Here is a 25,207-nt window from a genome sequence, read left to right on the forward strand (position 1 = left end):
AGCCTGGCGGCGTCGGTCATTCGTGGCGTCATTTCGGCCCCGATGGCCCGCCATCGTTGGCTTTCATCGCGTTTCTTCCCGATCGGCTCCGTTGACCCTTTCGGTGTTCGGTGCCTACGCTGGCATGACCCTGGACAACCGCACGGAGCGCCGCCATGAGCCTGATCCTGAAGTCATCCAACCCAGCGCTCGATGCCTACCTCCGGCAAATCGACGGCGATGGCTCGACGTCCCCGATCGAGTCGCAGACCATTCGCGACCAGGCCGACCAGCACATCGGCGCAGTGACCGGCGTGTCGGCGAATGCGGAGTCGGCGACGCCGCTGGCCAAGGCGGTGGTGGCGTTACTTTCCCAGGCGGATGCCGTGGTGGAGGGCATGCAGCGTGTCGCGATCGAGGCTCGCAAGGCGAAACTTCCGGCCGACCAGCGTGAGGCGCTCAAGGATGGCGTCGAGCACGAGCTCGGCTATGTCGTCGCAGGGTTCCAGTCGAGCATCCAGCGACTTTGAGGTGAGGACCCCGCATGCGACCATCCACGCATGCATGCCCCCTCCGAAACATCGCCTGCCGCCGAACTTGCCGTCGATGATGCCCGCCTCATCGAGCGCTTCATCGAGCGCATCTGGGCCGAGGACGGCCTGGCCGATCGCACGCTCGAAGCGTACCGCCAGGACCTGCAAGGGCTGGCGCGCTGGCTCGGCACACGCGGACGCTCGCTCGCAACGGCCGGGCGCGAGGACCTTTCCGCGTATCACGGCAGCCAGCCCGTCGCGGTGCGCAGCATGGCGCGAAGGCAATCGGCATTTCGCCGCTTCTTCGCGCAGCTGGCCCGGGACGATGGCGCGCGTGAGGATCCCACCTTGCTCATGCAGCGTCCGCGGATGCCACGAAGCCTGCCCAAGGCCCTGGCCGAGCGTGAGATCGAGGCGCTGATCGTCGCGCCGGATCTGACGGGGCCACTCGGTCAGCGCGATCGGGCGATGCTGGAATTGATGTACTCGTCGGGCTTGCGGGTGTCGGAACTCGTCGAGTTGCCGCTTGCCGGCCTCAATACGCGGCAAGGCGTGCTGCGTGTCACCGGCAAGGGCGGCAAGGACCGGCTCGTACCGGTAGGCGAGGAGGCGCTCAGCCATGTGGAGACCTACCTGCGCGAGGCCCGGCCGCAGCTCGCCAAGGGACACGGCCAGCCGGCGGCGCTATTCCTTTCCCGACGGGGCGATGGGATGACCCGGCAGATGTTCTGGACCCTGGTGAAGCGCTACGCCATGCAGGTGGGCATCCCGGCCAGCCGCGTCTCACCGCACGTGCTCCGGCATTCGTTCGCCACCCACCTGCTCAACCATGGAGCTGATCTGCGTGCCCTGCAGATGCTGCTGGGCCATAGCTCGCTCAGTACGACGCAGATCTACACCCTGGTGGCGAAGGAAGGCCTGAAGCGGCTTCACGCCCAGCATCACCCTCGCGGCTGAGTGGCCATGGCACAATCGGGGGAACCGATGGCGCGGCGCGTGTTCCAACACCTGCCCCGCTTCTCCCCCGGTAGCAGATTGGAGTCCGCTATGTTCAAGAAGATTTTCCCGGCCCTCCTGGCTGGCACGTTCGCCATGACGGCCAGCGCTGCCGACGACCAGGCCGCCGTGCGCGCCGCCGTCGAAGGAATCGGCCCCGGCATCGAGGTGCAGAGCATCGCGCCCGCGCCGATTCCCGGCTACTACCAGGTGGTCGCGTCGGGCCGCATGGTCTACGTGAGCGCAGACGGCCACTACATGCTCAACGGCAACCTGGTCGATCTGCAGAAAAAGACCGACCTGAGCGCCGCCGCCTGGTCCGGTATGCGCAAGGCCGAGCTGGCAAAGGTGCCCGAGTCCCAGCGGCTGGTCTACTCGCCGGCCAATCCGAAGCACACGATCACCGTCTTCACCGACGTGGACTGTGGGTTCTGCCGCCAGCTGCACTCGCAGATCAAGGAACTCAACAAGCAGGGCATCGCGGTCGAGTACGTGTTCTGGCCGCGCGAAGGCGTCAAGACCACGGCGGGCAACGACACCCCGTCATACACCAAGGCCGTCTCGGTCTGGTGTGCCGCGGACCGCAAGAGCGCCTTCGACTCGGCCATGACCGGCGCCGCGGTAAAGACCGCCAGCTGCGCCAACCCGGTCAAGGACGAATTCGAGCTCGGCGAGCGTCTTGGCGTGAACGGCACCCCGACCATCGTCAATGAAAGCGGTGACGTGATCGGGGGCTACCTTACGCCCGAGCAGATGGTGAAGGCCCTGAACGCCCCGGCGGGCTCCGCCCGTAACGGCTGAGCCACCCGGATCGCCGCTGAAGCGGCTCCCACAGGCCCGAGGCAGGCCATGCCCTGTGTGGGAGCCGCTTCAGCGGCGATGCGTCACCCCGATGCTGCCGCGCAACATCATGTAGAATGGGCGTTTTCCTGCAGCGCCTTTTCCCCCGCATGATCGCACTCGACGGGCAGAGCGCCCTCTCACCGTTTCGCCTCGAACGACTGAACGCGCACCTGGATGCCCTGCATCACGGCACGCGCGTCCAGGCCGCCTGGTTCACCTATTTCGTCGACGTCGCCGTCGCACCGGAAGGCGAGGCGCGCGCGCGTCTGCTGTCGGTGCTCGAAGCGAAGCCGGGCACCCCGGACGAGGCCACCTTCTGGGTCGTGCCGCGCCTGGGCACGATTTCGCCCTGGTCCAGCAAGGCCACCGACATCCTCCATGGCGCCGGTTTCGACGTGCGCCGGGTCGAGCGCGGTACCGCGTGGCGAGTCACCGGCATGCCGGATCCCAGCGACCCCAGCTACGCCGCCATCATGGGGGCGTTCTGCGATCCCATGGTGCAGTCGCCGCTGGCTTCGCTGGCGGATGCCTCCGGCCTGTTCCTCGTCGGTGAGCCGGGTCCGCTAGGCCATGTGGAACTGGGCGCCGATCCGCGCGCCGCGCTTTCCGCGGCGAACCAGCAGCTGGGCCTCGCGCTCGCCGACGACGAAATCGACTATCTCGCCGATCGCTATGCCGAGATGGGCCGTGCGCCGACCGACGCCGAGCTGATGATGTTCGCCCAGGCCAACTCGGAGCACTGCCGGCACAAGGTGTTCAACGCGACCTGGACGCTCGACGGCCAGACGCAGGAAAACTCCCTGTTCGGCATGATCAAGAACACCCACCAGCATTCCCCGGCGCATACCTTGTCCGCGTATCACGACAACGCGGCGGTGATCGAGGGTTACGAGGGCAATCGCCTCTTCGTCGACCCCAGCGATGGTGTGTTCCGCACGGTGGCCGAATCCGCGCCGTACGCGATCAAGGTCGAGACGCATAACCACCCGACGGCGATCGCCCCGTGGCCTGGCGCCGCGACGGGCGCTGGCGGCGAAATCCGCGATGAGGGCGCCACCGGTCGCGGTGGCAAGCCGAAGGCCGGCCTCACCGGTTTCTCGGTGTCGCACCTGCGCATCCCGGGCCTGCCGCGGCCCTGGGAAAAAGATCGCCCGCTGCCGCCGCGCATGGCGTCGGCGTTCGAAATCATGCGCGATGGCCCGCTTGGTGCCGCCGCGTTCAACAACGAATTCGGTCGTCCCGCGCTGGGTGGTTACTTCCGCACGTTCGAGCAGGAGACCGGCGACAAGGGTGTCCGTCGCGGTTACGACAAGCCGATCATGATCGCCGGTGGTCTCGCGGCTATCCGTCCGGACCATGTCCAGAAGCGCAAGGTCCGTCCGGGCGACAAGGTCATCGTGCTCGGCGGCCCGGCCATGCTGATCGGCCTGGGCGGTGGTGCCGCGTCGTCGGTCTCGTCGGGTACCTCCAGCGCTGAGCTCGATTTCGCCTCGGTGCAGCGCGATAACGCCGAGATGGAGCGCCGCTGCCAGCAGGTGATCGACAGCTGTTGGGCGCGTGGCGACGAGAACCCCATCGTCAGCATCCACGACGTCGGTGCCGGTGGTGTGTCCAACGCCATTCCCGAGATCCTCAACGACGCCGGTGTCGGCGGCATCATCGATCTCTCCGCCTTGCCGTGCGACGACCCCACGCTGTCGCCGATGCAGGTGTGGAGCAACGAATCGCAGGAGCGCTATGTGCTGGCGATCGGCGCGGAAGACCTCCCGCTGTTCGAAGCCTTCTGCGCACGCGAGCGCTGCCCGTATGCCGTGGTCGGCGACGCCACCGCGGAACCGCGCCTCATCGTCAAGGATCCGCGCCGCGACATCACCGTGATCGACCTGGGCATGGACGTGCTGTTCGGCAAGCCGCCGCGCATGCACCGCGATGCCGTGCGCGTGAAGCCGCGCGTGGACCTCGTGGCCGACCTCACCGGTATCGGCATGGACGAAGCGCTGATGCGCGTCCTGCGCCTGCCGGCCGTCGGTAGCAAGAACTTCCTCATCACCATCGGCGATCGCACCGTCGGCGGCCTCAACGCGCGCGACCCGATGGTCGGGCCGTGGCAGGTGCCGGTGGCCGACGTGGCCGTGACCATGACCGACTTCGACGGCTACACCGGCGAAGCCATGGCCATGGCCGAACGGGCGCCGATCGCCCTGCTCAACAGTGCCGACGCGGCACGCATGGCGGTGGGTGAAGCCATCACCAACATGGCCGCCGCTTCGCTGAAGCTCGACGAAGTGCGCCTGTCCGCCAACTGGATGGCCGCCGTCAACCACCCCGGCGAAGACGCTGCATTGTTCGACGCGGTCAAGGCCGTCGGCATGGAGCTGTGCCCGACGCTCGATATCTCGATCCCGGTCGGCAAGGACTCACTGTCCATGCAGACGGTGTGGACCGACGACACCGGCAAGGCACAGAAGACGGTTTCGCCCGTGTCGCTGGTCATCACCGGTTTCGCCCGTGTCGACGATGTCCGTCGCACGCTGACACCGCAGATCAAGCTCGATCGCGGCGATAGCGAGCTGTGGTTGATCGACCTCGGTGCCGGTCGCGATCGCCTCGGCGGTTCGGCGCTCACCCAGGTGTTCAACCGTGCTGGCGGCGTGCCGCCGGACCTGGACGACCCGAAGCGCCTTCGTGCGATGTTCGAACTCATCCAGGAAGCGAATGCGCTGGGCCTGTTGCTGGCCTATCACGATCGCTCCGATGGCGGTGCCATCGTCACCCTGCTGGAAATGGCGTTCGCCGGCCGCTGCGGTCTCGAGCTGCGTCTGGACGGCTGGGCCGATGCCACCTTGCGGGCCCTGTTCAACGAAGAGCTCGGCGCGGTCGTGCAGATCGCTGCGGCCAATCGTGAGGCCTTCGAACAGCTGCTGGTGAAGTACAACCTTGCCGGCATGACGCATCACGTGGGTCGTCCGAAGGAAAAGCTCGGCATCAAGCTCCACCTCAACGGCGAGACGGCGTTCAAGTGGAACTTCACCGAACTGTTCCGGGCCTGGAACGAAACCAGCTATGCCATGCAGGGCCTGCGCGATAACCCGCAGAGTGCCGAGCAGGAGAACCACTGGCGGCTTGACGACGCCGATCCGGGCATCTCTCCGAAGCTCACCTTCGATCCGGCGGAAGACATCGCGGCACCGTACATCAACACCGGCGTGCGTCCGCGCGTTGCGATCCTGCGCGAGCAGGGCGTCAACGGCCAGGTCGAAATGGCGGCGGCGTTCAGTCGCGCCGGTTTCGACGCGGTCGACGTGCACATGTCCGATCTCGCCACGGGTCGTCATCACCTGAAGGATTTCCGTGGCTTCGCGGCCTGCGGCGGTTTCTCCTACGGTGACGTGCTCGGCGCGGGTCGCGGCTGGGCCACTTCGATCCTTTACAACGACGCGCTGCGTGAGCAGTTCGCGCGCTTCTTCGAGGACGGCACCAAGTTCGCCCTCGGCGTATGCAACGGCTGCCAGATGATGTCGCAGCTGAAGGACATCATCCCGGACGCGAAGCACTGGCCGCAGTTCCTGCGCAACCAGTCGGAGCAGTATGAAGCGCGCCTGGCCACGCTCGAGATCCTCGATTCGTCCAGCGTGTTCTTCCGCGGTATGACCGGTTCGCGCATCCCCGTCGCCGTTGCGCATGGCGAGGGCAGGGTGTACTTCCCGAACGTATGCAGTCCGTCGAAGAGCCACGGCTCCGCACGGTTCGTTGACAATCGCGGCAAGCCCACGGAGAGCTATCCGCTCAATCCGAACGGTTCGCCAGGCGGCCTGGCGGCGTTCACCGCTGCCGACGGTCGCGTCACCATCATGATGCCGCACCCGGAGCGCGTGTTCCGGACGGCGCAGCTGAGCTGGCACCCGGAGAACTGGGGCGAGGATTCGCCGTGGATGCGCATGTTCCGCAATGCGCGCGTGTGGGTGGGCTGAACGGAGTAACGGTTCGGTGACGACTAACGCGGGTCTTACCAGCATCGTCATCGTGCTCGCCGACAGCGGGCCGTTTACGCGCGAGTGCGTGGATCACGCGCTCGCCAGCGACGTGCCCGTCGAGGTCGTCATCGTCGACAACGGGTCGGCCGATGGCATCCCCGAAGCACTCGATCGCGCCTATGCCGACGACAACCGCGTTCGCGTGATTTACAACCGGGCCAACCTCGGCTTCGGGCCGGCCGTGAATCGCGGTGCGGCCCAGGCCCACGGCGATCGGCTGCTGGTCCTCAATCCCGATTGCCTGGTCGAACCGGACACTATCGCGCGCATGGCCGCGCACATGGACGTCCATACGGGCATCGTCGGTGCCGTCGTCTGCGACAGCGCCGGTCATCCCGACCCCGCGTCGCGCCGGCGCGACCCGTTGCTGCGCCGCTCGCTGAGCACGATGCTCGGCCGGCGGGGAGACCACGGGATCGATATCGAGGGCCCGATGCCGAATGGCGCCGAGGACGTGGAGATCGTCTCGGGTGCTATCGTGCTGATGCCGCGTGCGGTGTTCGATCGGCTCGGTGGCTTCGACGAAACCTTCTTCCTCCATTGCGAGGACATGGATCTCTGCCGGCGCGCCCGCGACGGCGGCTATCACGTACTGCTCGCCGGCGATGTCCGCGTGCTGCACGGCAAGGGCGGCTCGAGCCGTCATCGGCCCATCTTCGTCAGCCGGCACAAGCATCGCAGCATGTACCTGTGGTTCCGCCGGCACGATCCCGCGGCACGCAACGCGCTGGTCCGGGCGATTGTCTGGTTGGGCATCTGGTCGCACTTTCTCCTGAAGATCCCGGGCCAGCTCGCCCGGCGCCGCCGCCGGTGAGCGGTACGGCATCGCGCGAGAGCGGACCCGCCACGCTCGGCCTGCTTGCTGTCACCGCCATCTGGGGTTCCACCTTCGTCCTGATCAAGGACGTCGTCGGCCGCATGTCGGTCACCGACTTCCTTGCGGTGCGCTTCACGATCGCCGCGGCTGTCATGCTGGTCCTGTTCGCCCGGCCGGTCTGGCGCCTGAGCAGGGCACAGCTCGTGCGTGGCCTCGCGCTGGGCGTGCTCTACGGGCTGGCACAGTGGCTGCAGACCGAAGGTCTCGCGCTCACGTCGCCGAGCGTCAGCGGCTTCGTCACGGGCATGTACGTGGTGATCACGCCGATCCTCGCCTTGCTGATCTTTCGCCAGCGGATGCCGGTCAGTACCTGGGTCGCGGTAGGCCTGGCGATGGTCGGGCTGGGCGTCCTGGCGCTGAATGGGTTCGAGGTCGATCTTGGTGTCCTGCTTACCCTCGCGTCCGCCGCGCTCTATGCCTTGCATATCGTCGGCTTGGGCCATTGGTCGAAAGCGGGCGACGCCTTCGGCATGTCCGCCGTACAGATGGTGGGTATCGCGACGGTCTGCTTGCTGGCGACCCTGCCGCACCATGGGCCCGCACTGCCGCCGGATACCAAGGCCTGGATCGCCGTGCTCTACATGGCCTTGGTCGCCGGGGCGTTCGCGATGCTGGTGCAGACCTGGGCGCAGGCGCACATGCCGGCGACGCGCGCGGCGATCGTCATGACGACCGAGCCGGTTTTTGCGGCGGGTTTTGCCGTGCTGCTTGGCGTGGACGTGCTGACGGTGCGCATGGTCGGCGGTGGAGCGCTCGTGCTCGCCGCGATGTACATGGTGGAGCTCGCACCACGCTTCCGCCGCAAGAAGCCGGCGGAAGCGCTGCATCACGAGGTGTGAGGCGCGGGCCCTACTTGGCGCCCTTGTCGGTCGAGAACTTGTAGGTCATGACGTTGCGGTAGGTCTTGCCCGGTTCCAGCCGTGCCGAGCCGAAGTCCGGATGGTTCGGCGTATCGGGAAAGATCTGCGGTTCCAGCGCGAAGGCGTCGCCCTGCCGATACACGCCGCCCGCCTTGCCCGAGCTGGTGCCGTCGAGGAAGTTGCCCGAGTAGAACTGCAGGCCGGGCTGCGCCGACCACAACGACAGCACGCGGCCCGACTTCGGATCGCTCACCCGCGCGACCTCACGCGGTGCCGCGGCTTCCTTGCGGGAAATCACCCAGTTGTGGTCATAGCCGCGACCGAAAACGATCTGCTCTTCCTTCGCATCGCGGACGTTCTTGCCGATGGGCTTGGCTTTGCGGAAATCGAAATCGGTACCCGCTACGTTGCGGATCTCGCCGGTGGGAATCGCGGTGGCGTCGGTGGGCAGATAGGCGTCGCCGGCGATCATCAGTTTCTGGTCCATCACGCTGCCGGAGCCTTCGCCTGCCAGATTCCAGTACGTGTGGTTGGTGATGTTGACGATCGTCGGTGCATCCGTGGTCGCGGAGTACGCGATGGTCAGTTCGTTCTTGTCGTTGAGCGAGTAGGTCGCCGTGGCCGTGAGCTTGCCGGGATAGCCCTGGTCCCCGTCGGGACTCACATACGTCAGGGTGACACTGGGTGTCGCGCCGGACTCGACCTTGTCGACGTTCCAGATCACCTTGTCGAAGCCGACCTTGCCGCCGTGCAGCGAGTTGGGTCCGTTGTTGACGGGCACGTTGTACTGCTTGCCGTCGAGGGTGAACTTGCCCTTGGCGATGCGGTTGGCATATCGGCCCACCGTGTCGCCGAAGTACTGCGGCATGGCGAAGGTGCCTTTCAGGTCCGGGTAGCCGAGCACGATATCGCCGGGCTTGCCGTTTCTGTCCGGTACGTCGAGTGCGTAAAGCGCTGCGCCGAGGGAGAGGATTTTTGCGGTGACGCCGTGGCCATTGGTCAGCGTGACCAGGGTCACGTCCTTGCCGTCGGGCGTACTGCCAAACGAAGCTTTTGACGCTTCACCGGCCGTCGCGGCCGTCGCACTGGCCAGCAGGATCGCGGTGGCCAAACCCGTTCCGAACTTTCTCATCATTCACTCCGGTTGCCATCAACCCGCTGACAAGATCATATTTGTCAGACAAATGACAAGTTGCGGTGCGTCATCGTCCCGGCGGCCAAGTCGGCTAGGATAGGCCTCTCGTTTCGTCCCGTATTGGAACGTCCATGGCTTTGAAGACAGGGGGAGCGCGCAATCTGCATGCGCGCGTCATCGAAGAAATCGGCGAATCGATCGTCAGTGGCGTGCTTCGCCCAGGCGAATCGCTGCCGGGTGAGTCGCAGCTGGCCGAACAGATGTCGGTCAGCCGGACCGTCCTGCGCGAGGCCCTGAAGGTGCTCGCGGCCAAGGGACTGATCGAGACCCGGCAGAAGACCGGGATGCGCGTGCGCGATCCCGCGCACTGGAATCACCTCGATGCGGACGTGCTGTCCTGGCGCTGCGCCGCGATGCCGACGGAAGATTTCGTCGAGAAGCTGGTCGAAATGCGCGAGATCATCGAGCCGGCCGCCGTCATGGCGGCGGCCCGCCGTCGTTCACCGGAACAGCTGGTGGCGATCGGCGCCGCACTCGACGCGATGGAAGATGCCCCCGACCTCGATGCCTGGGCCGCAGCCGACCTGGGTTTCCACGACGCCGTCCTGGCCGCGACCAACAATGAGCTCCTCAGCTCGCTGTTCTCGGTGGTCGAGACGGCGTTGGCCACGTATTTCGTGATGTCGGCGCGCACGGCGAAAAACTTCAAGTACTCGTTGCCGCATCATCGCGCGGTTTATGAGGCGATCCGTCGCCGCCGGCCCAACGAGGCCGCCATCGCCATGCGCACGATGATCGCGGACTCGCGGGCGAACATGCGCAAGGGCACGGGCAAGCGCCGCACCTGACGGTTCAGCAACAGCGTCCGCCGGTGCCTCGATACCTCGCTTCCTGCCGCTCGCGGAAGAACTCACCGTAGCTCGGGATCTTCCGTTCGGGATGATGCTCGCGGAGGTGATTCACGTAGACGTCGTAATCCGGCACGCCGCAGCAGAGGCGGGCGGTCTGCACCGCCCACCTCCACAGTCCGCGCAGGCCTGACCCTGCTGTCGTATTCATGACCGGTTCCTCACGATGCGACGCTCGACAGCGCGACGTACGGTTCTTCGTGCGCGGTCGGATGGTTGGCGCGCCAGGCGCGGGCAATGGCGCGTAGCGAGAAGAACAGCATGGTCAGCACGAGCAGCATGAACAGGCCGGTGAGAACCATGTCGACCCGGTTGTTGGTCACGATGCGCTGCATCTCCTCGGCTGTCTTCGCCGGCGCGAGCAACTTGCCCGATGCCATGGCGTCGGCGTATTTCTGCGCGGCGGCGGTGAAGCTGATCTTGTCATCGAAGAGCTTTTGCCCCGCTGCGGTGAGCGTACAGATCACCAGCCACGCGGCGGGCAGGCCGGGCACCAGCACGTAACGCTCGCGCTTGAGTTTCACCGTGACCAGGGTGGCGAGCATCAGCGCGATCGCGGCGAGCATCTGGTTGGCGATGCCGAACAGTGGCCACAAGGTGTTGATGCCACCCAGCGGATCGACGGCACCCTGGTAGAGGAAATAACCCCACAGGCCGACACAGATCACCGTGGCGATGATGTTGCTCACCCAGGACTTGGTCTCCTTGAGGGGGGCGTAGGCCATGCCGGCCAGCTCCTGGATCATGAAGCGGCCGACCCGTGTGCCGGCGTCTACCGTGGTCAGGATGAAGAGGGCTTCGAACAGGATGGCGTAGTGGTACCACATGGCCATCATGCCCTCGCCGGGCAGGATGCCGTGAAGCAACTGGGCCATACCGACCGCCAAGGTCGGGGCGCCGCCGGCGCGACCGAGGATGGTCCCTTCGCCGATGTTCTTCGCCGTCTCGGTCAGCTCCTGCGGCGTGACCAGGAAGCCCCAGGTGCTGATGGTCTGCGCGGCCTGTTCGACGGTCGTGCCGACGAGCGCGCCGGGGGAGTTCATCGCGAAGTAGACGCCGGGATGCAGGGACGATGCGGCGATCAGCGCCATGATGGCGACGAAGGCCTCCATCAGCATGCCGCCGTAACCGACCATGCGTGCCTCGCCCTCGTTGGCGAGCAGCTTGGGCGTCGTGCCCGAGGCGATGATCGAATGCCAGCCGGAGACCGCACCGCAGGCGATGGTGATGAACAGGAAGGGGAACAGGTTGCCGGCAAAGACCGGGCCGGTGCCGTCGATGAACTTGGTCACCGCCGGCATCTGCAGGGTCGGCGCGGCCAGGAAGATGGCCAGGGCGAGCAGGGCGATGGTGCCGATCTTGAGGAAGGTGGACAGGTAGTCGCGCGGGGCAAGCAACAACCACACCGGCAGTACCGAGGCGAAAAAGCCGTAGCCGATCAGCAGCCACGCCAGGGCCTTCGCGTCGAAGTCGAACAGGACGGCCATGGCCGGCGTGTCGTTGACGGTCTTGCCGTACCAGATCGAGGCCAGGAGCAGCACCAACCCGATGATCGAGACCTCGAGGATGCGGCCGGGCCGGATATAACGCAGGTATACCCCCATCAGCAGCGCGATCGGAATGGTCGCGGCGACGGTGAAGGTTCCCCAGGGGCTGTGGGTGAGGGCCTTGACCACGACCAGGGCCAGTACCGCCAGCACGATCATCATCAGCACCAGTACGCCGACCATGGCGATGACACCGGGCACTTCGCCCAGCTCCTCACGCAGCATGTGGCCCAGGGAGCGGCCGTCGCGGCGAAGCGAGAGCCCGAGGATCATGAAATCCTGCACGGCACCGGCGAAGACGACGCCGACGAGGATCCACAGAGTGCCGGGCAGGTAGCCCATCTGGGCAGCAAGGACGGGGCCAACCAGGGGGCCTGCGCCGGCGATGGCGGCGAAGTGATGGCCGAAGACCACCCAGCGATCGGTGGGGACATAGTCGAGCCCGTCATTGCGCAGGACGGCTGGCGTGGCACGCGACGGGTCCAACTGGAGAACGCCCGTGGCGATCATCCGGCTATAGAAACGGTAGCCGATGAGGAAGACCGCGATGGACGCGGTGACCAGCCAGATGGCGTTGATCGGTTCGTCTCGTCGCAGGGCGACGACACCCAGGCACCAGGCGCCGACGATGGCGATGGCGGCCCACAGGATCTTCCCTGCGGGGCTCGGTTTCGGGATGGCACTGTGCATGGTCTTCGACTCCCCTCGCGGATGGGACAAGGGTCGTCCCCCCGGTCACGGGGGTCAATGCGTGACGAGGGCCTGTCGTATTAGCCATTGGTCGAATGGCCGGCCGGCATCGTATGCTCGGGTCATCCCCACTCCCCTGGCGATAACGATGATTCACGAGATTCTTAAGATGGGCGACGAGCGCCTGCTGCGCATTGCGCCGCCGGTTCCCGACGCGATGATCGGCAGCACCGAACTGGATGCCCTCATCGCCGACATGTTCGACACGATGCACCACGCCGGTGGCGTGGGCCTGGCAGCGCCGCAGATCGGTGTGGACCTGCAACTGGTGATCTTCGGGTTCGACAGCAGCGAGCGTTATCCGGAGGCGCCGCCGGTGCCGGAAACCATCCTGCTCAATCCGGTGATCACACCGCTGTCGCAGGACATGGAAGAGGGCTGGGAAGGCTGCCTTTCCGTCCCCGGGCTACGCGGGGCGGTGAATCGTTATTYGTTGATCCGCTACCAGGGTGTTGGCCCCAAGGGCGAGGTCATCGACCGTACGGCGGAAGGCTTTCACGCCCGGGTGGTCCAGCATGAGTGCGACCATCTGATCGGCCGCCTCTACCCTTCGCGGATCACCGATTTCGGCAAGTTCGGCTACACCGAAGTGCTTTTTCCTGGCATGGACATCGGCGACGATTGAGGTGATTCGTGGCGCCGGCGTTTATTCGGCCTCGGCCAGCGCTTCGACGATCACCAGGAGTGCCTTTCGGCGCTCCTTGGGCAGGCGGCTCACCAGCCCGACCAGGCGCAACTGCTCCCGCGAGTCGGCGCGATACAGGGCGGGGCTCTCCCGCACGCCCGTGGCGCCGTTCGGAGCGCCGCGGCCGGTGGCCAGCCATTCGAAGTTCACGCCGAACCGGGTCGCCATGTCGATCTGGCGTTCCAGTTCCGGCAGGCCGAGATCGCTGAGCCACTTTCGGGCGGTTTCCCGGCTGACGTCGAAGAGATCGGCCAGCTGGGTGATCCGCCCGCGGCCTTTCTTCACGCCAGCCATGTCCAGCGCGACATGCAAGCGTTGGGAAAAACCTCGGTTGATAGGTGGCATGACAGCTCCGGCTGAGCGCTTTGGCGCTTCAAGACCCCGTATTGTTGGATAGCCCGGAGTAGCAGCGTAAGCCTTTTGCAGTTGCCAAGTCGTACAATTTACGACTGTTTTCCGTTTCGCTGCTTATTGGCGGTACGAGTTGACCGATTTTCTCATTTCATCCGCCGCCCGATGTGCTACGTCCGCGAAGTCCGAGCCGGCGCTAGCGTAAAGGATGGCGCGCGAAGAAGAAATCATCAGGCCGGTGCCGTCCCGGGTCCTTCCCTGAGTCATGACAGCCTCGATGTCGCCACCCTGGGCGCCGATGCCGGGGACCAGCAAGGGCATGTCGCCGACCACGGCGCGAACCCGACCGAGCTCTTCCGGCCAGGTTGCACCCGTCACCAGCGCACAGTTGCCGTTTCCGTTCCAATCCCGCGCGATCGTCTCCGCCACCCGGATGTAGAGCGGCTGGCCGCCGCAGTCGAGCGCCTGGAAATCGGCGCCACCGGGGTTGGACGTGCGGCAGAGCAGGATCACGCCCTTGTCCGCGCGTTCCAGGAAGGGCTCGATGGAGTCCCGGCCGAGGTAGGGGTTCAGGGTGACGGCGTCGGCGTCGTAGCGCTCGAACGCCTCGGCGGCATAGTGCCGGGCCGTGGAGCCGATATCGCCGCGTTTGGCATCGAGGATCACCGGAATGCCGGGGTGCCGCTCATGGATATGGGCGATCAGTCGCTCCAGCACGCCTTCCGCACGCTGYGCGGCGAAGTGGGCGATCTGGGGTTTATAGGCGCAGACCAGCCCGGCAGTCGCGTCGACGATGTCACGGCAGAAGGAGAAGATGCCCTCGTTGCCGGAGAGGCCGGCGGGAAGGCGGCCGGGTTCCGGGTCGAGGCCGACACAGACCAGGGAGTCGTTGCGACGCCAGGCGTCCTTCAGGGCGGTCATGAAGTTCATGGTCGGCTTCGCTTTGTTTGTGGTGTCTGAAAAATGTAGGAGCCGATTCATCGGCGAAAAGCCAACGAAGCGGTGAAGCTGGAAGGCCTATCGCCGATGAATCGGCTCCTACAGGGGGCTGGTTCTGTCAGACCAGCTTTTTGTATTTGACGCGCTTCGGGCCGGCATCGTCGCCAAAACGGCGCTTCTTGTCGGCTTCGTACTCGTTGTAGTTGCCGGGGAAGAACTCGACGTGGGAATCGCCCTCGAACGCAATGATGTGCGTGGCGATGCGATCCAGGAACCAGCGGTCATGCGAGATGACCACAGCGCAGCCCGGGAACTCGAGCAGCGCGTCTTCCAGCGCGCGCAGCGTTTCGACGTCCAGATCGTTGGACGGCTCATCGAGCAGGAGCACGTTGCCACCCTGGAGCAGGGTCTTGGCCATGTGCAGGCGGCCACGCTCACCACCGGACAGGCTGCCGACGATCTTCTGCTGGTCGGTGCCCTTGAAGTTGAAGCGGCCGATGTAGGCGCGCGACTGGATCTCGAAGTTGCCGATCTGCAGGATGTCCGAGCCGCCCGACACTTCCTGCCAGACGTTGTTCTTCGGGTCGAGCGCGTCACGCGACTGGTCCACGTAGGCCAGCTTGACCGTGTGGCCGTGCTTGACCTCACCGGTGTCCGGCTTCTCCAGGTTCATGATCATCTTCATGAGCGTGGATTTACCCGCGCCGTTCGGGCCGATGATGCCGACGATGGCGCCCGGCGGAATCTTGAACGACAGGTCTTCGATGAGCACGCGGTCACCGAACGACTTGGTGACGTTCTTGAACTCGATCACCTCCTGGCCCAGGCGCTCGCCCGGCGGGATGAAGATTTCGTTCGTTTCGTTACGGCGCTGGTACTCGACCGAGTTCAGCTCTTCGAAACGGTTGATGCGCGCCTTGCCCTTGGACTGACGTCCCTTGGCGGCCGTGCGGATCCACTCCAGCTCCTTCGCCAGTGCCTTCTGGCGCGACTTTTCCTGGTTGGCTTCCTGCTGCAGGCGCTCGCCCTTCTGCTCCAGCCACTCGGTGTAGTTGCCCTTCCAGGGAATGCCACGACCGCGATCGAGTTCGAGGATCCACTCGGCCGCGTTGTCGAGGAAGTAGCGATCATGCGTGACCGCCACGACGGTGCCGGGGTAGTCGTGCAGGAAGGTCTCCAGCCAGTCCACCGACTCGGCGTCCAGATGGTTGGTCGGCTCGTCGAGCAGGAGCATGTCCGGCTTCGACAGCAGCAGGCGGCACAGGGCGACGCGGCGCTTCTCACCACCGGACAACGGTCCGACCAGGGCTTCCCACGGCGGCAGGCGAAGGGCGTCGGCGGCCACTTCGAGCTGGCGCTCGAGGGCGTGCGCGTCGTTCGCGGCGAGAATGCCCTCGAGGGCTTCCTGCTCCTTGGCCAGCTTGTCGAAATCGGCACCTTCCTCGGCATAGGCGGCGTACACCTCTTCCAGGCGCTTCTGTGCATCGAGGACTTCGGCGACGCCTTCTTCGACCACTTCGCGGACGGTCTTGGTCGGATCGAGGTCCGGTTCCTGGGCCAGGTAGCCGATCTTGGTGCCCGGATTGGCGCGCGCCTCACCCTGGAAGTCGGTGTCGACGCCGGCCATGATCCGCAGCACCGTCGACTTGCCCGAGCCGTTGATGCCCAGCAGGCCGATCTTGGCGCCGGGGAAGAAGGACAGGGAGATGTCCTTGATGATCTGGCGCTTCGGGGGGACGATCTTGCTCACCCCGTTCATGGTGTAGATGTACTGCATGGATGCTCCGTAGGCCAAGGCCGCGCCCCCGGGGCCGATGCACGCCGGGTGGGCAAACCCCGATTATAGCGGCTTCGGGTGCCGGGGCGCTGTCGCAGGCGACACGCCAGGGGCTCGCGTGGGCGGGAGCGGACTCGAACCGGCGGAGACCCGTCGTACCTGGCCGGGCACTCGCCCCGCAGACGCTTTCAGGCGCGGCCCCGAGACTGGACGGCCTTCCCCACGGAGTCCGCCCACGATGGTTTTCCACCCCCGTTTCAGTTGCCTGTCCTTCGCCCTCGCCCTGGTCCCCGCCGCCGCGACAGCAGCTACCCCCGGAATGGTCGCCCGCTTCGACGCCGCGGTCGCCCAACTGGCCACGGCGGAGGAGGGTCCCCCCGACGCACTCGCCCGGACGAAGCGCTCCGGATCGGACTTTTCCGTCCGGCGCCGCCTGAACGTCGATGTCTCTTTTCCCGGCGACATCCGGGGATCCATGTACAACGGGGTCTTTCAAGGTGAGGCAGCCGTATTCACGCGAGCAGGCGACTCCCTGGATGCGACCGTCATGCGTAACGGCGATACCGAAGTGACGTCGTTCCACGCTACTCCGGAGGAGCTGGCGTCGGTCAATCATGCACCCATGAACGAGGCGCCGGACGCCACGCGGACACGTCGCTCGCTCGCACCCGGCCACTTCGAGGATCCGGCAGCGCATATCCTGCATTTTCACTTCCTGAAGCACGACGACCTGCTCGACCGAGATGCCAGGGAGCTGCATGCACGCTTTGTGGCGTGGTGGCTGGCCGACATGGCGGTCAACGTGCTGTCAGTGGAGACGATGCATGTCAGCTATTGGGAGAAACTGCCCTGGTTGACCTCGATGGCCTACGGTGGTGTCGAATCGCTAAGGCAGTTCGAACTTACGCTGAAAGTCATGGATCCCCGGTACGGTCTCGGCGTGGACCAGTCCTACAAGCACAAGTACGTGTTGCTCACGGCCGGACGGCCCATGCCGGGGACGACGGGCGTAGCTTATGAAGGCGGCAACGAGGCCATTGCATCGATCGCTGGTCGTTCCAGGATTGTCGCCCACGAGATCGGCCATATGCTGGGCGCCACCCACACCGCCGGAGAGACGCGCGGCTGGTGGGGGTGTGAGACCAACATGCTTTCCATTTCGAGTCGGGTGCGTGCGGACTGCCTGGAATATTCCTCCGCCAATCGGCGTGCCATCCGTTCATACATGAGGCACGGGCCGGACACATACGCGCCGCGTCGCATGATGGACGCACCCTCACCCGAGTGAGCATGGCTCCCGCTGGCCCTCTCATGAGAGGGCCAGTTCGGTGGGACGCCCTCAGGGAGGAAGGTATCCCTTGAGATCGACATATTGCCGGATGCGAGCGACGTTCGGCGCCGAGTATTCATAGCAATTGGCCAGAAGGCCCGCGTTGTTGAAGTGCATGCTGGTCGTACACGGCCACCAGCCCCATCGCCACTCCGCGTCGGCATGTCGGGCCCCGAACAGGTGCCCCAGTTCATGCGCGACAACGCTGTAAGGGCCGGACAATCCTGCAATGGCCACGCCGCTCGCTGGCCTGGCCTGGCCCAGTTTTCCTTCCGCGGGCTGGTACCGTGTGACGAGCACATATTTGTTCTTCCATGACCGGCGGATACCCCGGCTTCTCGTGAACCGGTCGACCGCGGCGTGCCAGGTGTTCAGTGACGAGGCGGTGCCGTAGGAGAAGTCACTGATACCTGAAATCGGCTGCATGTAAGTGACATTGATCGGCATGTCGGAGGGCAGGATGTTCGATTCCATGTCGCGCAACCACCATGCGACATAGCCGGCATGGATGCTCCTCGCCTCGCTCACGCGCATCTCGGCGTGCAGGAAAACCCGTATCTCGAGCGGCGCGAAAGGGTCTGCCAGCGGCATCGGCTCCATGGGCCCGCTGACCTCTTCGACATCGTCGTCGAAGTCGTATTCAACTGAGCGACGACGCCTTCGCTTGTCTTCCTCGACAGGTGTCCGGGTACCGGCGGCGAGTCCGTGCGTATGCTCGATGGTCGCTATACCCGAGGTCATCGTGGTGACGTGTACGCCATCCTGCCTGACGACGCTGATATCCAGGCCCTTGCTGGATCGTGTCACCACCGCCGGTAAACCGTCGAGACTTGCGTCGTAGACGATCGACGGCCCTTCGTCAGGGAAGGTCACTGAACTGTGCAGCCGCGAGGTCACGACGAGGGTCGACATGCGGCCCTCGTCCGAGCCACGGTCGAAGGCGGGAACGTTCAGGCCGATGGGCAGCGATCCTGCGGCCAGYGCATCGAACTGATCGATGACGGCAGGGCCTGTCGGCGTAACCCATGACGGCGACAGCACGAGCATGGCCCGGGCGGCACCGTAAAGCCGCATGGTCATCGGTCTTCCGACCAGCGACTGTTCTCGATGTGGCCGTCGGCGGTCGTGATGTACTCCCTCATTTGGTATGCATTCTCCGCCGAATAGCCATAGCAGTTCGAGCGCACGATCAGGCTGGGTGTGTACATATTGGTTTCACACCACCATCCACCGTAGCGGACCTCGGCCCTGGCGTGAGTCGCGCCCAGGAGGTGGCCAAGTTGGTGGGCGATTTCCGGGTACCTTCCGCTGATCGACGCGATGCCTTCCCCACCCTTTTGCCAGGAGCGACCGTGACGCTCCGGTTCGGGAAGGCCCTTAACGATGAGCATGAACTTGTGTTTGTAGGTGCGCGGGATGCCCTGTTCCAGCGCGTAGTGCCCGACGACATCCGACCAGTCGTGCAGTGAACCGATGTATTTGTACTTCACGTCGGTGACGCCGGGAATCCGGTGACTGTAGAGCAGGTCGACCTTCTTGCCGGGAAGGACATTGCGCTGCAGGTCGGCCAGCCACCACGCCACATAACCGGCGTGAATGTGCTGCGAGTTGACGCCGACATCGTCGTGAAGCATGAGATGGAAGGTTAGCCGGCTCGGGTTGAGATCCTCCGAAGTCATCGCGGCAGTGCGCGACGGAACGGCGAATGCGCTGCTCGGGCCAGGCAAGCCCTTTTCGGCCGTCGTTTCAGCGGGCAGGCTTTCGTATTCGACCGCGTCGCTTCCGGCGGTGAAGCCCGTGATGCCGATGCCGGTCGCTGACAGCGAGGTAATATCGAGGTGGTTGCCCGATCGGGTGACGACAACCGATGACCCGTGCCATGTGGCGTCATACATCTGGCCATGGCTGCCGTCGGCGAACACGATGTCACCACCGAAGGCCTCGAGTACGACCAGCGCGTCGGCGGCGGCTCGAGCAGCAGTCACCACGTTGCCATCGAGGGGAATGCGTGCCGGCAGTCCGGCGGCGATGGCGAGGTCGAATCGCGCGACGGAGTCGCCAGATGTCGCCGGGGGTGTGGTCGTCGTTTCACCGGTGTCGATGAGCAACTGACCGTCGCCGCGAGAAACGGTGACCTGCTTGCCCCGCCATTGGCCCACGTAGGTAACGATGTGGCTGCCGTCGGGCAGCATGACCCGGGTGTCCAGCTGGGTATCGACGTTGAGTCGAGCTCGCGTGAGCCGACCCGTGTCGTCCGTGGCCAGAATGCGAAGGCCGCGAAGCGGCAGGCCACTGGCAATGTGTTGGTCGAACACGCCTAGCGAGGTGGAGGCGTCCCATGTCGCCGCGTGGGTTGCTGTTGTCGAAAGCGCCAGCAGGATGAACGCGGAGAGGGGTGTGCGTGTTGTCATGGGGGGCGTCTCGTTCGGGTTGGAAGGATGTCCACGCAACCTAGCGTGACGGCCCTCCTTTATTTCCGAGGCCTACGGACGACGCGGCCGATTCGGCCGCAAGACCGGCGTTGCCTTACCCACGACGCTCAATTGGCTTCGCGCTCGACCGTTTGCTGCACGTACTCCCTGATCTGTACATCGTTTTGTCCCGAGTAGATCTGGCAGCTGAAGAAGCCGGGCACATAGGCGCTCATGTTGGTCACGCAGGGAAAGCGCGTTTCGGCGTATTCATGCAGCGCGTTCAGGGTATGCCCGAATTCGTGGGCGACGCCGTGTCGCGGCCCGGTGCCGGCCGCCATCGCCACCGTGTCGCGCGGCAGTGCGATGCCGTAGGCACCTTTCCAGTTATCCGGCCGATCGCCCACGAAGAGCATGACCTTGGTCAGTGCGGACGGCATGACACCCATCTTGTAGAGGTACCCATCCGCCGCGCTCCTGAAGGCGAACAGGGACTCGTCGCGACGCCCTTGCCGATAGTCGAAATCGGTGACGCCGGGAAGGTGGTCCTTGATGAAGACTTTTACCGGAACGCCCGGCTTGACGGTTTTCTCCATGTCGCGGATCCACCACGCGACATACCAGTTGTGAAACTTCGCATAGTTCGATTCGCCTGCATCGTCGTGCAGGAAAATCCAGAACCGGAGTTCCGCAGGAGGATGGTTTGCAAGCGCTGCGTAGATGCGTGCGGGGGGTGTGAACGATGGAACGATCGCATCGTCCGGCACGGGTGCCGGTGAAGTTCGATGCTGAGCGATCGTGGCCCCGGCCTCGACCGACTGACCGAGTACCGAGACGCTCAAGGTCTTGCCCAGGCGGGTGAAGACGGCTTCATGGCTGCCAGCCGTTCCGGCGTACGTCGTGGCGTGGCTGCCATCGGGGTAGGCGACGTCGGTATCGAGACGCTCCTCGATCACGACCCGGTCCACGCCGGGGCCTCGTTCGTCATCGGTCTCGCGGGGAAGCACGAAGGCCTGGGGTAACCCGGCGGCGATGTGTGCGTCAAACACGCTTGCAGCAGGCGTTTGCGCGAGGATCTCAGCCTGCCAGGCGGCTGCGGTCAGGCTGACGGCGAGAGTAAGGGTGAGCTTACGGGTCATGAATGGCATCGGTGCTTTCCTTTCGGCGGGGCTGGGCCTTCCTGGCCCGAGGCAGAGCCTACGCAGCCCCACGGGGAGGGGCTGTAGTCCGAGCACTGGGTTTTACGTCGGGGAAACCTCCGGGACGTCCCCGCGGGGCGCATCCAGGCGGATAGCGGGGCTGGTGAGACGCTGGGCAGTGGCCGCAAACGCCCGCGAGCGCTACACTTTCCGTCTTCTTTCCCACCTGCCCCCAAGAGGTCGAGATGTTCCCGAAGGATGCAACGATCGCCGGCTATGACGACGAACTGGCCAAGGCCATCGCCAACGAGGCCCGTCGCCAGGAAGATCACGTCGAACTGATCGCCTCCGAGAACTACGCCAGCCCGCGCGTGATGGAAGCCCAGGGTTCGGTGCTCACCAACAAGTACGCCGAGGGCTATCCGGGCAAGCGCTACTACGGTGGCTGCGAATACGTCGACGTGGCCGAGAAGCTCGCCATCGACCGTCTGAAGCAACTATTCGGCGCCGATTACGCCAACGTGCAGCCGCATTCCGGCTCGCAGGCCAACCAGGCCGTGTACTTCGCGCTCCTGCAGCCGGGCGACACCATCCTGGGTATGAGCCTGGCCCATGGTGGACATCTCACCCACGGTGCCAAGGTCAACCTGTCGGGCAAGCTCTTCAATGCCGTGCAGTACGGTATCGACCCGGTGTCGGGCCTCGTCGACTACAACGAAGTCGAGCGCCTCGCCGTCGAGCACAAGCCGAAGATGATCGTCGCCGGCTTTTCCGCTTACTCGCAGATTCTCGACTGGGGCCGTTTTCGCGCCATCGCGGACAAAGTCGGCGCCTACCTGTTCGTCGACATGGCCCATATCGCCGGCCTGGTCGCCGCGGGCGAATACCCGAACCCGATCGAGCACGCGCACGTCGTCACCTCGACCACGCACAAGACGCTGCGCGGACCGCGCGGCGGCATCATCGTCGCCAAAGGCCTGGGCGAGGAACTGGAGAAGAAACTCCAGTCGATCGTCTTCCCGGGCATCCAGGGCGGGCCGCTGATGCACGTGATCGCGGCCAAGGCCGTTGCCTTCAAGGAGGCGCTGGAACCCTCGTTCAAGACCTACCAGGCACAGGTCGTGAAGAACGCCAAGGCCATGGCGAAGACCTTCATCGAACGCGGCTACAAGATCGTCTCCGGCGGCACCGAGAACCACCTCATGCTGATTGACCTGATCGGTCGCGACGCGACCGGCAAGGACGCGGAAGCGGCCCTGGGCAAGGCGCACATCACCGTAAACAAGAACGCGGTGCCGAACGATCCGCGCTCGCCCTTCGTCACCTCGGGCCTGCGCGTCGGTACGCCGGCCATCACCACCCGCGGCTACGATGAAGCCGCCACGGTGGAACTCACCCAGTGGATGTGCGACGTGCTCGACGCCCCGGGTGACGATTCGGTCATCGCCAGCGTGCGTGAGAAGGTCACGGCACAGTGCGCACGATTCCCGGTCTACGGCTGATCGATGCACTGTCCGTTCTGCCAGCACGAAGACACGCGTGTCATCGACTCCCGTCTCACGGAGGACGGTGGCACGGTGCGGCGTCGCCGTGAGTGTCCGCAATGCAGCGAGCGTTTCAATACGTTCGAAACGGCAGAGCTGAAGCTTCCGGCGATCGTCAAATCCGGCGATCGTCGGGAGCCTTTCGACGAACACAAGTTGCGTGTGGGTTTCGAGCGCGCCTTGCAGAAGCGTCCCGTGGCCAGCGACGCGGTGGACGGTGCGGTGCGCGCCGTGGTCAACGACCTGCGTCGCTGCGGCGAGCGCGAAGTCCCATCGCGGCAGGTGGGTGAGTTGGTGATGCGCGAACTGAAAGCGCTCGACCAGGTCGCGTACGTGCGCTTCGCCTCCGTGTACCGCCGGTTCGAGGACGTTCACGCCTTTCGCGAGGAGATCGAGAAGCTCGAACGCGACCTGCCGTCGCTCGAAGGCCTGCAACTGCCGTTGCTCGACGCAACCAGGCGTGGGCGCAAGAGCTGACCATGTCGCGGCCGTTCTTCCCCGCCATGGACCACGTACACATGGCGCATGCCCTGCGCCTGGCCGAGCGCGGCCTGTACACCACCCAACCGAACCCGCGCGTGGGTTGCGTCATTGCGCGCGGCGACACCGTGCTGGGCACCGGCTGGCATCCGCGCGCGGGGCAACCGCACGCGGAAATCTTCGCGCTGCGCGAAGCAGGTGAATCCGCACGCGGCGCTACCGCTTACGTCACGCTGGAACCCTGCGCCCACCACGGCCGGACGCCGCCTTGCGCCGACGCCTTGATCGCCGCAGGTGTCGGTCGCGTGGTGATTGCGCACGAAGACCCGTTCGACAAGGTCGATGGCGCCGGTATCGCGAAGCTGCGCGAGGCGGGTATCGGCGTACAGGTCGGCCTGATGCGCGATGCCGCGCGCGAGCTGAACATCGGTTTCTTCAGTCGCATCGAGCGGCAGCGCCCGTGGGTGCGGGTGAAGCTGGCGATGAGCCTGGACGGACGCACCGCGCTCGCCGACGGCTCATCGAAGTGGATCACCGGTGAGGCCGCGCGTGCCGACGTACAGCGTTGGCGCGCGCGTGCGTCGGCGATCCTTTCCGCGAGCGGCACGGTGCTTGCCGACGACCCTCACCTCACCGCGCGGCTGCCGGAAGGCGAGGCCTTCGTGCCGCCCTTGCGTGCGATCGTCGATACACGCCTGCGTACGCCGGCAGGCGCACATGTGCTGGACGGCACCGCACCGACGGTGCTGTTTCATGCGGAGGACGCGGCCGTGCCCGGGCATCTTTCCGACGTCCGTCGCGCCGCCATGCGTCGAGACGATGGCGGTGGTCTCGATTTACGCGCGGTCCTTCACTGGCTGGCGCGCGAGGACGTCAACGAAGTGCATGTCGAAGCCGGTCCAGTGCTCTGTGGTGCGCTGCTCGCCGCTGGCCTGGCTGACGAACTGCTCGTCTACATCGCGCCGATCCTGCTGGGTCATACCGGCCGTCCGATGCTCAACCTGCCGCCGCTGGACGACATGGCGTCGCGCTGGAAGCTGCACACGGTGGACCGCCGGCAGGTCGGCGACGATATGCGCCTGCAGCTTCGTCCCACCCGGTGAGTACGCTGTCCCACGTACGTTGGGGCATCATTGGCTGCGGTGCGGTGACCGAGGTCAAGAGCGGCCCCGCGTTCTCGAAAGTCCCCGATTCCTCCCTGGTCGCGGTGATGCGTCGGGACGGCGACAAGGCGCGCGATTACGCGCAACGCCACGGGGTGCCACGTTGGTACGACGACGCGGCGGCACTCATCGCCGACCCGACCGTCGACGCCATCTACATCGCGACGCCGCCGTCGAGTCACCGCGACTATGCGCTGATGGCGATCGCTGCCGGCAAGCCCGTCTACGTCGAAAAGCCCATGGCGATGGACCATGCGGCATGCATGGCCATTGTCGAGGCGGGCAGGGCGGCCCACGTGCCGGTGTTCGTGGCCTATTACCGTCGCATGCTGCCGAGGTTCCTGCGCATCGCGGCGCTGCTTGCCGAGGGTGCCATCGGCACGCCGCGGCTGGTCAACGTGCTCCTGCATCATCCCTTCGAGGCACGCTACCAGGATCCGGCCAACCTGCCCTGGACGGTACGTCCCGCGTTGTCGGGTGGTGGCATCTTCGTCGACATTGGTTGCCACACGCTGGATATCCTCGACTTCCTGCTCGGTCCCATCGTCGAAGCGCGTGGCATGGTCTCGCACCAGATGGACGCCTATCCGGCCGAGGACACCGTGGCCATGGCCTTCGGGTTCGGCTCCGGGGTGCTTGGCACGGGGTTGTGGAACTTCTGTGCGGACCGGCGGGAGGATCGGGTCGAAATCGTTGGCGACCGTGGTCGGCTGGTTTTCGCCACCTTCGGCGAAGAGGCCATTCGCCTCGAAGCCGGCGGCCATGTGGAAGACATCCTTTTGGCGAATCCCCGGCACATACAACAGCCACTGATCGAATCCATCGTGGCCGAACTCACCGGAAAGGGCGTGTGTCCCTCGACGGCCGAGAGCGGCGCGCGGACGAACTGGGTGATGGACCAGGTGCTGAAAGCCTGACGGGTGGGT

Annotated in this window: 22 protein-coding genes; 13 read left to right on the plus strand and 9 right to left on the minus strand. The window is 65.3% G+C overall.

Annotated features, from left to right (window positions below):
• The first annotated feature begins 155 nt into the window (after positions 1-155).
• From AC1DYM_RS16250 to AC1DYM_RS16275, 6 genes are all read left to right on the plus strand, one after another.
• Positions 156-509, plus strand: coding sequence for a hypothetical protein (locus AC1DYM_RS16250; protein ID WP_477340047.1), 354 nt, complete (start codon positions 156-158; stop codon positions 507-509).
• A gap of 30 nt (positions 510-539) precedes the next feature.
• A complete protein-coding gene (gene xerD / locus AC1DYM_RS16255; protein WP_477340049.1) occupies positions 540-1,469 on the plus strand; it encodes a site-specific tyrosine recombinase XerD in 930 nt (309 codons plus the stop codon).
• A gap of 90 nt (positions 1,470-1,559) precedes the next feature.
• Positions 1,560-2,309 carry a DsbC family protein gene (locus tag AC1DYM_RS16260; protein ID WP_477340051.1) on the plus strand — a complete coding sequence of 250 codons (750 nt, stop codon included), beginning with the start codon at positions 1,560-1,562 and terminating at the stop codon, positions 2,307-2,309.
• A gap of 149 nt (positions 2,310-2,458) precedes the next feature.
• Positions 2,459-6,322: a phosphoribosylformylglycinamidine synthase gene (gene purL, locus AC1DYM_RS16265; RefSeq protein WP_477340116.1), complete on the plus strand. Its 3,864-nt coding sequence runs from the start codon at positions 2,459-2,461 to the stop codon at positions 6,320-6,322.
• Between the two features lie 16 nt (positions 6,323-6,338).
• Positions 6,339-7,199 carry a glycosyltransferase family 2 protein gene (locus AC1DYM_RS16270; protein WP_477340053.1) on the plus strand — a complete coding sequence of 287 codons (861 nt, stop codon included), beginning with the start codon at positions 6,339-6,341 and terminating at the stop codon, positions 7,197-7,199.
• The gene (locus tag AC1DYM_RS16275) at positions 7,196-8,101 is read left to right on the plus strand and encodes a DMT family transporter (protein WP_477340055.1); all 906 of its coding nucleotides are present in this window, start codon (positions 7,196-7,198) and stop codon (positions 8,099-8,101) included. The genes AC1DYM_RS16270 and AC1DYM_RS16275 overlap by 4 nt, the downstream gene beginning before the upstream one ends.
• Positions 8,102-8,111: 10 nt before the next feature.
• On the opposite strand, the gene AC1DYM_RS16280 is transcribed toward AC1DYM_RS16275, so the two are convergent.
• Positions 8,112-9,254, minus strand: coding sequence for an aldose epimerase family protein (locus AC1DYM_RS16280; RefSeq protein ID WP_477340057.1), 1,143 nt, complete (start codon positions 9,252-9,254; stop codon positions 8,112-8,114).
• Between the two features lie 134 nt (positions 9,255-9,388).
• Here AC1DYM_RS16280 and AC1DYM_RS16285 point away from each other — a divergent pair, with 134 nt between their 5' ends.
• The gene (locus tag AC1DYM_RS16285) at positions 9,389-10,105 is read left to right on the plus strand and encodes a FadR/GntR family transcriptional regulator (RefSeq protein WP_477340059.1); all 717 of its coding nucleotides are present in this window, start codon (positions 9,389-9,391) and stop codon (positions 10,103-10,105) included.
• Between the two features lie 4 nt (positions 10,106-10,109).
• On the opposite strand, the gene AC1DYM_RS16290 is transcribed toward AC1DYM_RS16285, so the two are convergent.
• Positions 10,110-10,316, minus strand: a complete 207-nt coding sequence (locus AC1DYM_RS16290; RefSeq protein WP_477340061.1) for a YbdD/YjiX family protein — start codon at positions 10,314-10,316, stop codon at positions 10,110-10,112.
• A gap of 10 nt (positions 10,317-10,326) precedes the next feature.
• Positions 10,327-12,402 (minus strand): carbon starvation CstA family protein, encoded by a 2,076-nt coding sequence (locus tag AC1DYM_RS16295; protein WP_046969477.1) that lies wholly within the window; start codon positions 12,400-12,402, stop codon positions 10,327-10,329.
• Between the two features lie 148 nt (positions 12,403-12,550).
• On the opposite strand from AC1DYM_RS16295, the gene def reads away from it, so the two are divergent.
• The gene (gene def, locus AC1DYM_RS16300) at positions 12,551-13,087 is read left to right on the plus strand and encodes a peptide deformylase (protein ID WP_477340064.1); all 537 of its coding nucleotides are present in this window, start codon (positions 12,551-12,553) and stop codon (positions 13,085-13,087) included.
• A gap of 21 nt (positions 13,088-13,108) precedes the next feature.
• Here the strand turns inward: def and AC1DYM_RS16305 are convergent, their stop codons facing one another.
• The 3 genes from AC1DYM_RS16305 to ettA all read right to left on the minus strand — a co-directional run bounded on the left by AC1DYM_RS16305 (position 13,109) and on the right by ettA (position 16,214).
• Positions 13,109-13,492 (minus strand): hypothetical protein, encoded by a 384-nt coding sequence (locus AC1DYM_RS16305; protein WP_046969476.1) that lies wholly within the window; start codon positions 13,490-13,492, stop codon positions 13,109-13,111.
• A gap of 123 nt (positions 13,493-13,615) precedes the next feature.
• Positions 13,616-14,428, minus strand: a complete 813-nt coding sequence (gene pyrF, locus AC1DYM_RS16310; protein ID WP_477340066.1) for an orotidine-5'-phosphate decarboxylase — start codon at positions 14,426-14,428, stop codon at positions 13,616-13,618.
• A gap of 127 nt (positions 14,429-14,555) precedes the next feature.
• Positions 14,556-16,214 carry an energy-dependent translational throttle protein EttA gene (gene ettA / locus AC1DYM_RS16315; protein ID WP_046969474.1) on the minus strand — a complete coding sequence of 553 codons (1,659 nt, stop codon included), beginning with the start codon at positions 16,212-16,214 and terminating at the stop codon, positions 14,556-14,558.
• 238 nt (positions 16,215-16,452) lie between these two features.
• Here ettA and AC1DYM_RS16320 point away from each other — a divergent pair, with 238 nt between their 5' ends.
• Positions 16,453-17,502, plus strand: a complete 1,050-nt coding sequence (locus tag AC1DYM_RS16320; RefSeq protein WP_477340068.1) for a zinc metalloprotease — start codon at positions 16,453-16,455, stop codon at positions 17,500-17,502.
• Positions 17,503-17,553: 51 nt separating this feature from the next.
• Here the strand turns inward: AC1DYM_RS16320 and AC1DYM_RS16325 are convergent, their stop codons facing one another.
• The 3 genes from AC1DYM_RS16325 to AC1DYM_RS16335 form a co-directional block, all read right to left on the minus strand.
• Positions 17,554-18,624 (minus strand): hypothetical protein, encoded by a 1,071-nt coding sequence (locus tag AC1DYM_RS16325; protein WP_477340070.1) that lies wholly within the window; start codon positions 18,622-18,624, stop codon positions 17,554-17,556.
• Complete coding sequence (locus tag AC1DYM_RS16330; RefSeq protein ID WP_477340071.1) at positions 18,621-19,955, minus strand: hypothetical protein; 1,335 nt, start codon at positions 19,953-19,955, stop codon at positions 18,621-18,623. Before AC1DYM_RS16330 ends, AC1DYM_RS16325 begins: the two co-directional genes overlap by 4 nt.
• A gap of 128 nt (positions 19,956-20,083) precedes the next feature.
• Positions 20,084-21,094, minus strand: coding sequence for a hypothetical protein (locus AC1DYM_RS16335; RefSeq protein WP_477340073.1), 1,011 nt, complete (start codon positions 21,092-21,094; stop codon positions 20,084-20,086).
• A 245-nt stretch (positions 21,095-21,339) separates the two neighbouring features.
• Here AC1DYM_RS16335 and glyA point away from each other — a divergent pair, with 245 nt between their 5' ends.
• From glyA to AC1DYM_RS16355, 4 genes are read left to right on the plus strand one after another with little or no spacing between them, the layout of a single operon-like run.
• Positions 21,340-22,596: a serine hydroxymethyltransferase gene (gene glyA / locus AC1DYM_RS16340; RefSeq protein WP_477340075.1), complete on the plus strand. Its 1,257-nt coding sequence runs from the start codon at positions 21,340-21,342 to the stop codon at positions 22,594-22,596.
• 3 nt (positions 22,597-22,599) lie between these two features.
• Complete coding sequence (gene nrdR / locus AC1DYM_RS16345) at positions 22,600-23,115, plus strand: transcriptional regulator NrdR (RefSeq protein ID WP_477340077.1); 516 nt, start codon at positions 22,600-22,602, stop codon at positions 23,113-23,115.
• Positions 23,116-23,156: 41 nt separating this feature from the next.
• Entirely contained in the window at positions 23,157-24,221 is a 1,065-nt protein-coding gene (gene ribD / locus AC1DYM_RS16350; RefSeq protein WP_477340118.1) for a bifunctional diaminohydroxyphosphoribosylaminopyrimidine deaminase/5-amino-6-(5-phosphoribosylamino)uracil reductase RibD, read from the plus strand.
• Positions 24,218-25,198 (plus strand): Gfo/Idh/MocA family protein, encoded by a 981-nt coding sequence (locus AC1DYM_RS16355; RefSeq protein ID WP_477340079.1) that lies wholly within the window; start codon positions 24,218-24,220, stop codon positions 25,196-25,198. The genes ribD and AC1DYM_RS16355 overlap by 4 nt, the downstream gene beginning before the upstream one ends.
• Positions 25,199-25,207 lie beyond the last annotated feature (9 nt).

It is taken from the genome of Luteibacter sp. P1_D3 (genome assembly GCF_056406135.1).